General features: G+C 69.7%; 11 protein-coding genes and 1 tRNA gene. 2 read left to right on the top strand and 10 right to left on the bottom strand.

Going from position 1 to position 12,507, the window contains the following annotated elements; all coding sequences use genetic code 11:
• Positions 1–2: 2 nt before the first annotated feature.
• Positions 3–680, bottom strand: a complete 678-nt coding sequence (locus tag BJ961_RS32710; RefSeq protein WP_271416372.1) for a TetR/AcrR family transcriptional regulator — start codon at positions 678–680, stop codon at positions 3–5.
• The gene (locus BJ961_RS32705; protein WP_271416371.1) at positions 677–1,687 is read right to left on the bottom strand and encodes an acyl-CoA desaturase; all 1,011 of its coding nucleotides are present in this window, start codon (positions 1,685–1,687) and stop codon (positions 677–679) included. The genes BJ961_RS32710 and BJ961_RS32705 overlap by 4 nt, the downstream gene beginning before the upstream one ends.
• Positions 1,688–1,997: 310 nt before the next feature.
• On the opposite strand from BJ961_RS32705, the gene ppc reads away from it, so the two are divergent.
• The gene (gene ppc / locus BJ961_RS32700; RefSeq protein ID WP_271416370.1) at positions 1,998–4,733 is read left to right on the top strand and encodes a phosphoenolpyruvate carboxylase; all 2,736 of its coding nucleotides are present in this window, start codon (positions 1,998–2,000) and stop codon (positions 4,731–4,733) included.
• 92 nt (positions 4,734–4,825) lie between these two features.
• On the opposite strand, the gene BJ961_RS32695 is transcribed toward ppc, so the two are convergent.
• The 7 genes from BJ961_RS32695 to BJ961_RS32665 all read right to left on the bottom strand — a co-directional run bounded on the left by BJ961_RS32695 (position 4,826) and on the right by BJ961_RS32665 (position 10,532).
• Positions 4,826–5,335: a hypothetical protein gene (locus BJ961_RS32695; RefSeq protein ID WP_271416369.1), complete on the bottom strand. Its 510-nt coding sequence runs from the start codon at positions 5,333–5,335 to the stop codon at positions 4,826–4,828.
• Positions 5,336–5,387: 52 nt separating this feature from the next.
• Positions 5,388–5,990 (bottom strand): aminoacyl-tRNA hydrolase, encoded by a 603-nt coding sequence (gene pth, locus BJ961_RS32690; protein WP_271416368.1) that lies wholly within the window; start codon positions 5,988–5,990, stop codon positions 5,388–5,390.
• A gap of 88 nt (positions 5,991–6,078) precedes the next feature.
• Positions 6,079–6,669: a 50S ribosomal protein L25/general stress protein Ctc gene (locus BJ961_RS32685; RefSeq protein ID WP_271416367.1), complete on the bottom strand. Its 591-nt coding sequence runs from the start codon at positions 6,667–6,669 to the stop codon at positions 6,079–6,081.
• Between the two features lie 222 nt (positions 6,670–6,891).
• The gene (locus BJ961_RS32680) at positions 6,892–7,866 is read right to left on the bottom strand and encodes a ribose-phosphate diphosphokinase (RefSeq protein ID WP_271416366.1); all 975 of its coding nucleotides are present in this window, start codon (positions 7,864–7,866) and stop codon (positions 6,892–6,894) included.
• A gap of 132 nt (positions 7,867–7,998) precedes the next feature.
• Positions 7,999–9,447 (bottom strand): bifunctional UDP-N-acetylglucosamine diphosphorylase/glucosamine-1-phosphate N-acetyltransferase GlmU, encoded by a 1,449-nt coding sequence (gene glmU, locus BJ961_RS32675; protein WP_271416365.1) that lies wholly within the window; start codon positions 9,445–9,447, stop codon positions 7,999–8,001.
• A 137-nt stretch (positions 9,448–9,584) separates the two neighbouring features.
• A tRNA-Gln gene (locus BJ961_RS32670) sits at positions 9,585–9,657 on the bottom strand.
• Between the two features lie 14 nt (positions 9,658–9,671).
• Positions 9,672–10,532, bottom strand: coding sequence for a hypothetical protein (locus BJ961_RS32665; protein ID WP_271416364.1), 861 nt, complete (start codon positions 10,530–10,532; stop codon positions 9,672–9,674).
• Between the two features lie 134 nt (positions 10,533–10,666).
• On the opposite strand from BJ961_RS32665, the gene BJ961_RS32660 reads away from it, so the two are divergent.
• Positions 10,667–11,986: a sensor histidine kinase gene (locus BJ961_RS32660; RefSeq protein WP_271416363.1), complete on the top strand. Its 1,320-nt coding sequence runs from the start codon at positions 10,667–10,669 to the stop codon at positions 11,984–11,986.
• 13 nt (positions 11,987–11,999) lie between these two features.
• Here BJ961_RS32660 and BJ961_RS32655 read toward each other — a convergent pair whose 3' ends face one another.
• Positions 12,000–12,494 carry an SUKH-3 domain-containing protein gene (locus BJ961_RS32655; RefSeq protein ID WP_271416362.1) on the bottom strand — a complete coding sequence of 165 codons (495 nt, stop codon included), beginning with the start codon at positions 12,492–12,494 and terminating at the stop codon, positions 12,000–12,002.
• Positions 12,495–12,507 lie beyond the last annotated feature (13 nt).

Below are 12,507 nucleotides of genomic sequence, written 5' to 3'. Positions count from 1 at the left end.
CCCTAGCTCTTGCGGTGCCCTATGAGCCGCGGCTTCGGCTCCAGACCGTCCAGGCCGTGCCACGCCAGGTTCACCAGGTGCGCCGCCACCTCCGCCTTCTTCGGCTTGCGCACGTCCAGCCACCACTGCCCCGTCAGCGCCACCATGCCCACCAGCGCCTGCGCGTACAGCGGGGCCAGCTTGGCGTCGAAGCCGCGGCTCTTGAACTCGCGGCCCAGGATGTCCTCCACCTGGGTGGCGATGTCCGAGATGAGGGACGCGAACGAGCCCGTCGACTGCGGGATCGGGGAGTCGCGGACCAGGATGCGGAAACCGTCCGTGTACTCCTCGATGTAGTCAAGGAGCGCGAACGCCGCCTGCTCGCACAGCTCCCGCGGATGGCCCGCGGTCAGCGAACCGGTCACCATGTCGAGCAGCCGCCGCATCTCGCGGTCCACGACCACCGCGTACAGCCCCTCCTTGCCGCCGAAGTGCTCGTACACCACCGGCTTGGACACCCCGGCCTTCGCCGCGATCTCCTCCACCGACGTGCCCTCGAAACCCTTCGCCGCGAACAGGGTGCGACCGATCTCCAGCAACTGCTGGCGGCGCTCGGCACCGGTCATCCGGGTGCGACGCGCTCGCCGCGGCTTCTCGTTGCCTGGGGTGCTGCTGGAGTCGGTCGCCACGGCGTCAATCATGCCGCCTTCGCCGTCTCCTTCCGGCGGCGGGCACCGTCCCGCTCCGTGTTCCGGCGCGAATCGATACGCGAGCGTGACGGCCAGCGCACGTCGTACGCCCACCCCAACTGCTCGAACCAGCGGATCAGCCGGGCGGAGGAGTCCAGCTGCCCGCGCATCACCCCGTGCCGCGCCGAGGTCGGGTCCGCATGGTGCAGGTTGTGCCAGGACTCGCCGCAGGACAGGACCGCCAGCCACCACACGTTGCCCGACCGGTCCCGCGACTTGAACGGGCGCTTGCCCACGGCGTGGCAGATCGAGTTGATCGACCAGGTCACGTGGTGCAGCAACGCCACCCGAACGAGCGAACCCCAGAAGAACCCGGTGAACGCCCCCCACCAGGACATCGTGACCAGCCCGCCGATCAGCGCGGGCAGCGCCAGCGACACCACGGTCCACAGCAGGAACTGGCGGGAGACCGCCCGCAGCGCCGGGTCCTTGATCAGGTCCGGCGCGTACTTCTCCTGCGACGTCTGCTCCTCGTCGAACATCCACGCGATGTGGGCCCACCACAGGCCCTTCAACAGCGCCGGCATCGTCTCGCCGTACCGCCACGGCGAATGCGGGTCGCCCTCGTCGTCGGAGAACCTGTGGTGCTTGCGGTGGTCGGCCACCCAGCGCACCAGCGGCCCCTCGACCGCCATCGAGCCCGCGATCGCCAACGCGATCTTCAACGGCCGCCTCGCCTTGAAGGAACCGTGGGTGAAGTGGCGGTGGAAACCGATCGTGATGCCGTGGCAGCCCAGGAAGTAGAAGAACACCAGCAACCCCAGGTCCAGCCAGCTCACGCCCCAGCCCCACGCCAGCGGCACCGCCGCCACCAGCGCGAGGAACGGAAGGACGATGAACAGCAGCAGCGCCATCTGCTCGATGGACCGCTTCTGCTCACCACCCAGCGTGGCGGAGGACGCCGCGGAGCCGTCGGGCGGCCGCGGAGCGTCTGGGATCACATCGGAACTCGTGGTCATGCGCGTCCCCTGTGGGGTCGAGGGTGGGGTCGGGGGTGTGGCCGGTCGCCCGGCGCCGGGATTCGGGAACCATGCACCGATTCCTACGGTTCCGTAACCTACGGCGACGTAAGTATGGCAGTGCGTGGCCGCGCGGCAAGAGCCCCAGAGCCTGCGCGTCCCCGCCGACACCTATCCTGGGAGTCGGTCGGACAGCGCGGTCCGCTCTGATTACTTCCCGGACGTCCGGCCCGGTAAGCGGCACCCGCCGCGCGAGACGGCCGTCCGGGTTCCCTCCAGACGAGCTTCAACACTGCAAGGAGCCGCACCTGTGAGCAGTGCCGACGACCAGACCACCACGACGACCAGCAGCGAACTGCGTGCCGACATCCGCCGACTGGGTGACCTCCTCGGGGAGACCCTCGTCCGGCAGGAGGGCCCCGAGCTGCTGGACCTCGTCGAGAAGGTACGCCGACTCACCCGCGAGGACGGCGAGGCCGCCGCCGAACTGCTGCGCGGCACCGAACTGGAGACCGCCGCCAAGCTCGTCCGCGCCTTCTCCACCTACTTCCACCTCGCCAACGTCACCGAGCAGGTCCACCGCGGCCGTGAACTCGGCGCCAAGCGCGCCGCCGAGGGCGGACTCCTCGCCCGTACCGCCGACCGGCTGAAGGACGCCGACCCCGAGCACCTGCGCGAGACCGTCCGCAACCTCAACGTGCGCCCCGTCTTCACCGCGCACCCCACCGAGGCCGCCCGCCGCTCCGTCCTCAACAAGCTGCGCCGCATCGCGGCCCTCCTCGACACCCCCGTCAACGAGTCCGACCAGCGCCGCCTGGACACCCGCCTCGCCGAGAACATCGACCTCGTCTGGCAGACCGACGAACTGCGCGTCGTACGCCCCGAGCCCGCCGACGAGGCCCGCAACGCCATCTACTACCTCGACGAGCTGCACCTGGGCGCCGTCGGCGACGTCCTGGAGGACCTGACGGCGGAGCTGGAGCGGGCCGGCGTCAAGCTCCCCGACGACACCCGCCCCCTCACCTTCGGCACCTGGATCGGCGGCGACCGCGACGGCAACCCCAACGTCACCCCGCAGGTGACCTGGGACGTCCTCATCCTCCAGCACGAACACGGCATCAACGACGCCCTGGAGATGATCGACGAGCTGCGCGGCTTCCTCTCCAACTCCATCCGCTACGCCGGCGCGACCGAGGAACTGCTCGCCTCCCTCCAGACCGACCTCGACCTGCTGCCCGAGATCAGCCCCCGCTACAAGCGCCTCAACGCCGAGGAGCCCTACCGGCTCAAGGCCACCTGCATCCGGCAGAAGCTGGAGAACACCAAGCAGCGCCTCGCCAAGGGCACCGCCCACGAGAGCGGCCGCGACTACCTCGGCACCGCCGAACTCATCGACGACCTGCGCATCGTCCAGACCTCCCTGCGCGAACACCGCGGCAGCCTCTTCGCCGACGGCCGCCTCGCCCGCACCATCCGCACCCTCGCCGCCTTCGGCCTCCAACTCGCCACCATGGACGTCCGCGAACACGCCGACGCCCACCACCACGCCCTCGGCCAGCTCTTCGACCGGCTCGGCGAGGAATCCTGGCGCTACGCCGACATGCCCCGCGAGTACCGCACCAAGCTCCTCGCCAAGGAACTGCGCTCGCGCCGGCCCCTCGCCCCGACCCCGGCCCCCGTCGACGCCCCCGGCGAGAAGACCCTCGGCGTCTTCCAGACCGTCCGCCGCGCCCTGGAGGTCTTCGGCCCCGAGGTCATCGAGTCCTACATCATCTCCATGTGCCAGGGCGCCGACGACGTCTTCGCCGCCGCCGTACTGGCCCGCGAGGCCGGACTCATCGACCTGCACGCCGGCTGGGCCAAGATCGGCATCGTGCCGCTCCTGGAGACCACCGACGAGCTGAAGGCCGCCGACACCATCCTCGAGGACCTCCTCGCCGACCCCTCCTACCGGCGCCTGGTCGCCCTGCGCGGCGACGTCCAGGAGGTCATGCTCGGCTACTCCGACTCCTCCAAGTTCGGCGGCATCACCACCAGCCAGTGGGAGATCCACCGCGCCCAGCGCCGCCTGCGCGACGTCGCCCACCGCTACGGCGTACGCCTGCGCCTCTTCCACGGCCGCGGCGGCACCGTCGGCCGCGGCGGCGGCCCCACCCACGACGCCATCCTCGCCCAGCCCTGGGGCACCCTGGAGGGCGAGATCAAGGTCACCGAACAGGGCGAGGTCATCTCCGACAAGTACCTCATCCCGGCCCTCGCCCGGGAGAACCTGGAACTGACCGTCGCGGCCACCCTCCAGGCCTCCGCCCTGCACACCGCGCCCCGCCAGTCCGACGAGGCCCTCGCCCGCTGGGACGCCGCCATGGACGTCGTCTCCGACGCCGCCCACACGTCCTACCGCAAGCTGGTCGAGGACCCCGACCTGCCCACGTACTTCCTCGCCTCCACACCGGTCGACCAGCTCGCCGACCTGCACCTCGGCTCGCGGCCCTCCCGCCGCCCCGGCTCCGGCGTCTCGCTCGACGGACTGCGCGCCATCCCCTGGGTGTTCGGCTGGACCCAGTCCCGGCAGATCGTCCCCGGCTGGTACGGCGTCGGCTCCGGCCTCAAGGCCCTGCGCGAGGCAGGCCTGGACACGGTCCTGGACGAGATGCACCAGCAGTGGCACTTCTTCCGCAACTTCATCTCCAACGTCGAGATGACCCTCGCCAAGACCGACCTGCGCATCGCCCAGCACTACGTCGACACCCTCGTCCCCGACGAACTCAAGCACGTCTTCGACACCATCAAGGCCGAGCACGAACTCACCGTCGCCGAAGTGCTGCGCGTCACCGGCGAGAGCGAACTCCTGGACGCCGACCCGGTCCTCAAGCAGACCTTCACCATCCGCGACGCCTACCTCGACCCCATCTCCTACCTCCAGGTCGCCCTCCTCGGCCGCCAGCGCGAGGCCGCCGCCGCAGGCGAGGAAGCCGACCCGCTCCTCGCCCGCGCGCTGCTCCTCACCGTCAACGGCGTGGCCGCCGGCCTGCGCAACACGGGCTGACACCCCGCCCCAGCCGAAAAACACCGGTGCCCCCGAGCTCGTACAGAGCCCGGGGGCACCCCACGTCGTACGACGGACAACCCGCCGAAGCCTCACACCGCGAAGAACGCCGCCGTCAACAGAGCGACCCCCGCCCCCGCCATCCCCCAGGCGACCCGCGTCCGCCGCAGCCCGCCCGCCACCACCACCGACGCGAGCAGCAGCGCACCACCCATCGGCACCCACGCGAACAGCACCCCGGCCGGACCCGAGCGCACCACCTCGTCACCGCCCGGCTTCACCACCACCGCGTACGTCCGCCCCTTCGACACGGCGACGGAATCCTCGATCACGACCCGCCCCCGCGCCTGCGACCCCGCCGACACCGGCGCATACGGGCCACTGCACGAACCGTCGGCACAACGCGTCACCTCGACCGTGCCCCGCTCCCGGCCCTTGGTCAGCACCACGTGCTGCGCCGTGCCCCAGGACGCCCACACCCCCGCGATCAGGATCAGCACGGCGACCGACCCCATCGCCGCGACCCGCCCCAACCGCAGCACCGCGGACGACACCTGACGAGGACGGGCGGCGGCGACAGAGGCAGGCATGGCCGGGATCATTGGCCATATCCGTGCGCTCGGTCAACTCGCCCGCGAACCATCACCGGACAAGTCAGGAGTTGTACGCGCTCTGCGCCCGCTCCAACCCCTCGATCACCAACGCCTCCACCGCGTCCGCCGCCCGGTCCACGAAGTAGTCCAACTCCTTGCGCTCCGTCGACGAGAAATCCCGCAGCACGAAATCCGCCACCGGCATCCGCCCCGGCGGCCGACCGATCCCGAACCGCACCCGGTGGTACTCCGGACCCAGCGACTTCGTGATCGACTTCAGCCCGTTGTGCCCGTTGTCCCCGCCCCCCAGCTTCAACCGCAGCACCCCGTAGTCGATGTCCAACTCGTCGTGCACCGCCACGATGTTGCCCACCGGAACCTTGTAGAAGTCCCGCAGCGCCGTCACCGGCCCGCCCGACACGTTCATGAACGACATCGGCTTCGCCAGGATCACCCGCCGGTTCGCCGGCCCCGGCGGACCGATCCGCCCCTCCACCACCTGCGCCTGCGCCTTGCCGTGCCGCTTGAACCGCGCCCCGATCCGCTCCGCCAGCAGATCCGCCACCATGAAACCGACGTTGTGCCGGTTCGCGGCGTACTCGCCGCCCGGATTGCCGAGCCCGGCCACCAGCCAGGGAGCGCTCGCGTCCGTCGTCACGTCCATGTCTCCTCGCCTACCCGTCCACACATACACGTCGGCCGCTGCCCCGCACGGGAACAGCGGCCGACCAAACGATGACCGTAGACGAGGATCAGGCCTCGGCGGCCGCCTCGCCCTCGCCCTCGGCCGGGGCCTCCTCGGCCTGCGCCGACACGACCTGGAGCACCACGGTGTCGTCCTCGACGTCCAGCTTCACACCGGACGGCAGCTCGATGTCCTTGGCGAGGACCGAGGCACCCGCCTCCAGACCCGCCACCGACACGGTGACCTGCTGCGGGATGTGCGTGGCCTCGGCCTCGACCGGCAGCGCGTCCAGGATGTACTCCAGCAGGAAGCCGCCCGGAGCCAGCTCGCCCTCGGCCTGCACCGGGATCTCGACCGACACGGTCTCGCCGCGCTTCACCAGCTGCAGGTCGACGTGCTCCAGGAAGCCCTTGATCGGGTCACGCTGGACCGACTTCGGGATCGCCAGCTCGTTGGTCTTGCCGTCGATGTCCAGCGCGATCAGCACGTTCGACGTACGCAGCGCCATCAGCAGCTCGTGACCCGGCAGCGTCAGGTGCAGCGGGTCCGAACCGTGGCCGTACAGGACGCCGGGGACCTTGTCGTCACGGCGGATGCGACGGGCGGCACCCTTGCCGAACTCGGTGCGCGTCTCGACGGTGAGCTTTACCTCGGGCATGATCACTCCTCGTAATAAACAGAACGGACGTGGTCACCCGGCCACGAACGGCCTGCTACGAAGAGCGCGTCGATAACGGACCACCACACCCGCGAACACGGGTACGGCCTCCCTCGCCGAGCAACTTCAGCAGTCTACTCGGAGAGGGAGGCCGCACCCAAAACGATCAAACAGGCCGGGACGACACCGTGCAGAACGGTTACCGCACCGACCGCACGACGCTCACTGCTCGTCGAACAGGCTCGTCACCGAACCGTCCTCGAACACCTCACGCACCGCACGCGCGATCGTCGGCGCGATCGACAGCACCGTGATCTTGTCCAGCTCCAGCTCGTTCGGCGTCGGCAACGTGTCCGTGAACACGAACTCGCTCACCTTCGAGTTCTTCAACCGGTCCGCCGCCGGACCCGACAGCACACCGTGCGTCGCCGTCACGATGACATCCTCCGCACCGTGCGCGAACAACGCGTCCGCCGCCGCACAGATCGTGCCACCCGTGTCGATCATGTCGTCCACCAGGACGCAGATACGCCCCTCCACGTCACCCACGACCTCGTGCACCGTGACCTGGTTCGCCACGTCCTTGTCACGCCGCTTGTGCACGATCGCCAACGGCGCACCCAGACGGTCGCACCAACGGTCCGCCACCCGCACCCGGCCCGCGTCCGGAGAGACCACCGTCAGCTTCGCCCGGTCCACCTTCGCGCCCACGTAGTCCGCGAGCAGCGGCAGCGCGAACAGGTGGTCCACCGGACCGTCGAAGAACCCCTGGATCTGATCCGTGTGCAGGTCCACCGTCAGAATCCGGTCCGCACCCGCCGTCTTCATCAGGTCCGCCACCAGACGCGCCGAAATCGGTTCACGCCCACGGTGCTTCTTGTCCTGACGGGCGTAACCGTAGAACGGCACGATGACCGTGATGGAGCGCGCCGACGCACGCTTCAACGCGTCGATCATGATCAACTGCTCCATGATCCACTTGTTGATCGGAGCCGTGTGGCTCTGGATCAGGAAACAGTCCGCACCGCGCGCCGACTCCTGATAACGCACATAGATCTCGCCGTTGGCGAAGTCGAAGGCCTTCGTCGGGACGACCCCGACACCCAGCTGATGGGCGACCTCCTCGGCAAGCTCGGGGTGTGCGCGGCCGGAGAAGAGCATCATCTTCTTCTCGCCGGTCGTCTTGATCCCGGTCACAGCACTTTCTCCTCAGAGGTTCGCAGCTGAGCGACATGGGCGCTCACCCGACTGGCCGCGGGGGCGTCTCAGCTGGTGGGGTGCGGATGTGCACTTATCACGGTACGCCGTGTTCGACGCGCCGGTTTCCGGTCAGTCTTCGGAGCCTGTCTCCCGGGAGACCGCCTCGGCCGCCTTCGCCGCCGCGCTCCCCGGACGCTTCCGGGCCACCCAACCCTCGATATTCCGCTGCTGGCCACGGGCCACGGCCAGCGAACCGGGCGGCACATCCTTCGTGATCACCGAGCCGGCGGCGGTGTAGGCACCGTCCCCGACCGTGACAGGAGCCACAAACATGTTGTCCGAACCCGTACGGCAGTGCGAGCCGATCGTCGTGTGGTGCTTGTCCTGGCCGTCGTAGTTCACGAACACACTCGCGGCACCGATGTTCGTGAACTCACCGATCGTCGCGTCCCCCATGTACGAGAGGTGCGGGACCTTCGTCCCCTCGCCGATCGACGCGTTCTTCGCCTCCACGAACGTACCGATCTTCGACTTGAGCCCCAGCCGCGTCCCCGGCCGCAGATACGCGTACGGACCGACCGACGCCTGCGGACCGACGTGAGCGCTGACGGACACGGTGTTGTCCACCCGCGCCCCCGCGTCGACCCGGGTGTCCGTGAGGCGGGAGTTGGGCCCGACCTCGCAGCCCTCACCGAGATGCGTGGAACCGTGCAGCTGCGTACCCGGGTGCACGACGGCGTCCCGCTCGAACGTCACCGTCGAGTCGACCCACGTCGTCGCCGGATCGACGACCGTCACGCCGGCCAGCATCGCCTCGGTCAGCAGCCGGTCGTTCAGGATCCGACGCGCCTCGGCGAGCTGCACCCGGTTGTTGATCCCCGCGATCTCCCGGTGATCCCCGGCCACCGACGCACCGACCCGGTGCCCCGCCTCACGCAGGATCCCCAACACGTCCGTGAGGTACTCCTCACCCTGACTGTTGTCCGTCCGCACCTTGCCCAACGCGTCCGCGAGCAGCCGGCCGTCGAAGGCGAACACACCCGAGTTGATCTCCCGGATCGCCCGCTGCGACTCCGACGCGTCCTTGTGCTCCACGATCGCCGTCACGGCACCCGAGGCCCCGTCCCGCACGATCCGCCCGTACCCCGTCGCGTCCGGCACCTCGGCCGTCAGCACCGTCACGGCGTTCCCGTCGGCGGTGTGCGTGGCCGCGAGCGCCCTGAGCGTCCCGCCGGTGAGGAGCGGGGTGTCACCGCAGACGACCACGACGACCCCGTCCACGGCACCACCCAGCGGCTCCAGACCGATCCGCACGGCGTGCCCGGTGCCGTTCTGCTGCTCCTGGACGGCGGTGCGCACGTCGGGGGCGACCTCGGCGAGGTGCGCGGTGACCTTCTCGCGGGCGTGCCCGACGACGGCGACCAGGTTCTCGGGGTCCAGCTCACCGGCGGCGGCGAGCACGTGCCCGACGAGGGAGCGGCCGCACAGCTCGTGCAGGACCTTGGGTGTGGCCGACTTCATACGGGTGCCCTCACCCGCTGCGAGAACGACGACGGCTGCCGGGCGAATGGCGCTCACGGGATGCCCTTCGGCTTTGAGGGGGTGGGGGTGGACATCCGCAGGATACCGGGGTGGTTTGTGGGGGACATGAGTGCGGGCCCTGACGGCGGCCGATGTGCCGGTCAGGGCCCGAACCCAGGCGTTGTGCGCTCTAGCTCCCCCGCAAGGATTCGAACCTTGTCCTGCTGGCACCAAAAACCAGTGTGCTGCCAGTTACACCACGGGGGACAGCGCATCAGACCTTACCGGAGCCGCGTCTGAGCGGAAGCCACAATGCCGCTCCACCAACCTTCGATGCGGTTGTACAGATCAGCGCCCTTGGCGACTCCCACGACCAAGCATCCGTGATAGCTGTCGCCGGTGTTCTTCCGGACGGTCTTGGGGTTGTGCCGCTTGAGGGTGGGCTTAGCGAATGCCGAGACAGCGATTCCAGCAATGCCCGCCCAGTGCTCGTGGGCCGCCGTGATGTCCGCCGACTCGTGGATGAGGATCCGGTAGGTGAGACGGTCGTGACTCACGCCAAGCAGGTCGAGCCAGGCCAGGTAGACCTCGATCACCCCAGGGTCGCTGTTCACGAAGATGACCCGCTCCCGTCGGTCATAGGGTTTGCTCTTGGAGCCCTCGGCCCAGTAGAGCGCCACGCCAGTCAGGAACAGCTCCCTGTCGCCGAGGCTGCTGGCTTCTTGCTTGGCCGCGGCCCGAACTCTCTCGCGCTCCGCGTCCTGGGCCTCGCGCAGGCGCGTGAGGCCGGCGTTCATGAGGGCCCTTTGTTCTTCCGCGGTGTATCGAGGTTCGGGTTTCGGAAGGTCACGCACCCACAGCGACACCGAGCTCCTGGAGCAGCCCAGCTCCGCCTCGATCTGGTCGTACGTCCAGCCCTGGAGTCGGAGCTCGCGCGCCTTGGCCTTGACGTCGTCCTTCGCGTTCGGGCGCTTCGTCCACTCAGGGGGCGGCTCGCCCTTCACCAGTTGGTTGAGGATGTCGTTGTTGAAGACCTGCAACTCGTCGCGGATCTGCCGAAGGCTGTAGCCGGCCCGCCGCAGCGCCACCGCCCGTTCTCGCAACCCTTCGAAGTCCGCGTACTTGTTCTGTGAACGTTCCATGGGCATACCGTCCGGCCGGAATCCTCGCTTCCGGTGGTGAACGGTCCGGGGTTCACCAGTTCGAGGGATATCGCGTCCTATCGTTTGTCGAAAGTCACCGGAAAAGGGGCGGTCGGCGCCCGTAGGCTGGGGGCATGACCACGACGGGGGAAGACCACGTACCGGCCCGGGGTGGGCCTTGGTGGTGGGACAGGCGGCGCGGCGCGGTGCTCGATGTGAGCCTCGGCGTCGTGTCCGCGTTGGAGTGCGCCGCGGAGGGGGTTCCGTTCGCGCGGGACGCGGGGATCCCGCTCGCGGTGGGGGTCCTGTTCGGGCTGCTGACCGGTTCGGTGCTGGTGGTGCGGCGGAGGTGGCCGGTCGCGGTGGTGCTGGTGGCGCTCGCCGTCACGCCGGCCGAGATGGGTTTCCTGCTGGGTGTCGTCGGCCTGTACACGCTGGCGGCGTCGGAGTTGCCGCGGCGGATCATCGGGGCCCTGGCGGGGATGTCGTTCCTGGGGACGTTGATCGTGACGTTCGTGCGGTTGCGGCAGGACATGGGCCGGGACGGGGTGGACCTGGGGGACTGGTTCTTCCCGTTCGCGTCGATCGGGTCGTCCCTGGGGCTGACGGCGCCGCCCCTGCTGCTGGGCCTGTACGTGGGGCAGCGGCGGCGGTTGATGGAGAGTCTGCGGGAGCGGGCGGACAGCCTGGAGCGCGAGCTGCAGTTGCTCGCGGAGCGGGCGGAGGAGCGTGCCCAGTGGGCGCGGGGTGAGGAGCGGACCCGTATCGCGCGGGAGATGCACGACGTGGTCGCGCACCGGGTGAGTCTGATGGTGGTGCACGCGGCCGCGTTGCAGGCGGTGGCCCGGAAGGACCCGGAGAAGGCGGTGAAGAACGCGGCCCTGGTGGGGGACATGGGTCGGCAGGCGCTGACGGAGTTGCGGGAGATGCTCGGGGTGCTGCGCAGTGGTGGGGACGGTGCGCGTGCGGAGCGGGCGTCGGTGCCGTTGGCGGCGGTGGGGGTGGCCGCGGCGGCTGCGGCGTCGCGGGCGGCGGAGGGCGGGGGGTCGTCGCCGGACGGTCCGTGCCTGTCGGAGCTGGACGAGTTGATCGGGCAGTCGGAGGCGGCCGGGATGGTCGTGGATCTGTCGGTGGAGGGTGAGGAGCGGCTGTACGCGGCGGAGGTGGAGTCGACGGCGTTCCGGGTGGTGCAGGAGGCGCTGACGAACGTGCACAAGCACGCGGCGGGCGCGAAGACGTATGTGCGGCTGGCGCATCGGGTCTCGGAGATCGCGATGCAGGTGGAGAACGAGCCGCCGCCGGAGTTGTCGGCGGAGTCGGCGCGGTTGCCGTCCGGTGGCAACGGGCTGGTGGGGATGAAGGAGCGGGTGGCCGCTCTGGGGGGTGTGTTCGTGTCGGGTCCGACGGACGCGGGGGGTTTCCGGGTGTCGGCGGTGATTCCGGCGGCGTCGTAGGTGTGCGGCGGGGTCAGCCTGCGGTGAGGCGGGTGGGCCTGGTGCCGGCGACGAGGGTGGCGAGGGCGGTGTCGATGTCGGGGCCGAGGTACCAGTCGCCGGTGTGGTCGAGGGCGTAGACGCGGCCTTCGGCGTCGATGGCGACGAGGGACTGGTGGTCGGTCTCGGTGCCGAGCGGGCAGGTGGGGGTGGAGAGTGCGCGGCCGAGGTCGCCGAGGGTGCGCGCCATGTGGAGCCCGTGCAGGGGGTCCAGGTGCAGGGTGGTGGGGGCGATCTGGCGGCCGGGTCCGGTGGGGGCGATGTGGAGGCCGCCGAATTCGGCCCAGGCTTCGACGGCGGCGGGGAAGACGGTGTGGCGGTGTCCTGCGGGTGAGGTGTGTCCGCGCAGGGTGTCGGCCCAGATCTCGGCCTGCTTGATGTCCCAGCGTCCGGGTTGCCAGCCGGCGTCGCGCAGTGCGGCGTCGACGGGGACGGGGAAGCGGGTCGTGGAGGTGCGGTCGGCTTGCATCTGCCCTTGGTTC

Source organism: Streptomyces lienomycini, from assembly GCF_027947595.1.
Classification (GTDB): Bacteria; Actinomycetota; Actinomycetes; order Streptomycetales; family Streptomycetaceae; genus Streptomyces; species Streptomyces lienomycini.
Note: the sequence above shows the minus strand (reverse complement) of the source record. Positions and strands in the feature narration are given on the sequence as shown.

Coding starts and splice junctions, on each gene's coding strand:
- BJ961_RS32710 (WP_271416372.1), bottom strand. CDS start 680: ATGATTGACGCCGTGGCGACCGACTCCAGCAGCACCCCAGGCAACGAG.
- BJ961_RS32705 (WP_271416371.1), bottom strand. CDS start 1,687: ATGACCACGAGTTCCGATGTGATCCCAGACGCTCCGCGGCCGCCCGAC.
- BJ961_RS32695 (WP_271416369.1), bottom strand. CDS start 5,335: ATGATCCCGGCCATGCCTGCCTCTGTCGCCGCCGCCCGTCCTCGTCAG.
- pth (WP_271416368.1), bottom strand. CDS start 5,990: ATGGACGTGACGACGGACGCGAGCGCTCCCTGGCTGGTGGCCGGGCTC.
- BJ961_RS32685 (WP_271416367.1), bottom strand. CDS start 6,669: ATGCCCGAGGTAAAGCTCACCGTCGAGACGCGCACCGAGTTCGGCAAG.
- BJ961_RS32665 (WP_271416364.1), bottom strand. CDS start 10,532: ATGGAACGTTCACAGAACAAGTACGCGGACTTCGAAGGGTTGCGAGAA.
- BJ961_RS32660 (WP_271416363.1), top strand. CDS start 10,667: ATGACCACGACGGGGGAAGACCACGTACCGGCCCGGGGTGGGCCTTGG.
- BJ961_RS32655 (WP_271416362.1), bottom strand. CDS start 12,494: ATGCAAGCCGACCGCACCTCCACGACCCGCTTCCCCGTCCCCGTCGAC.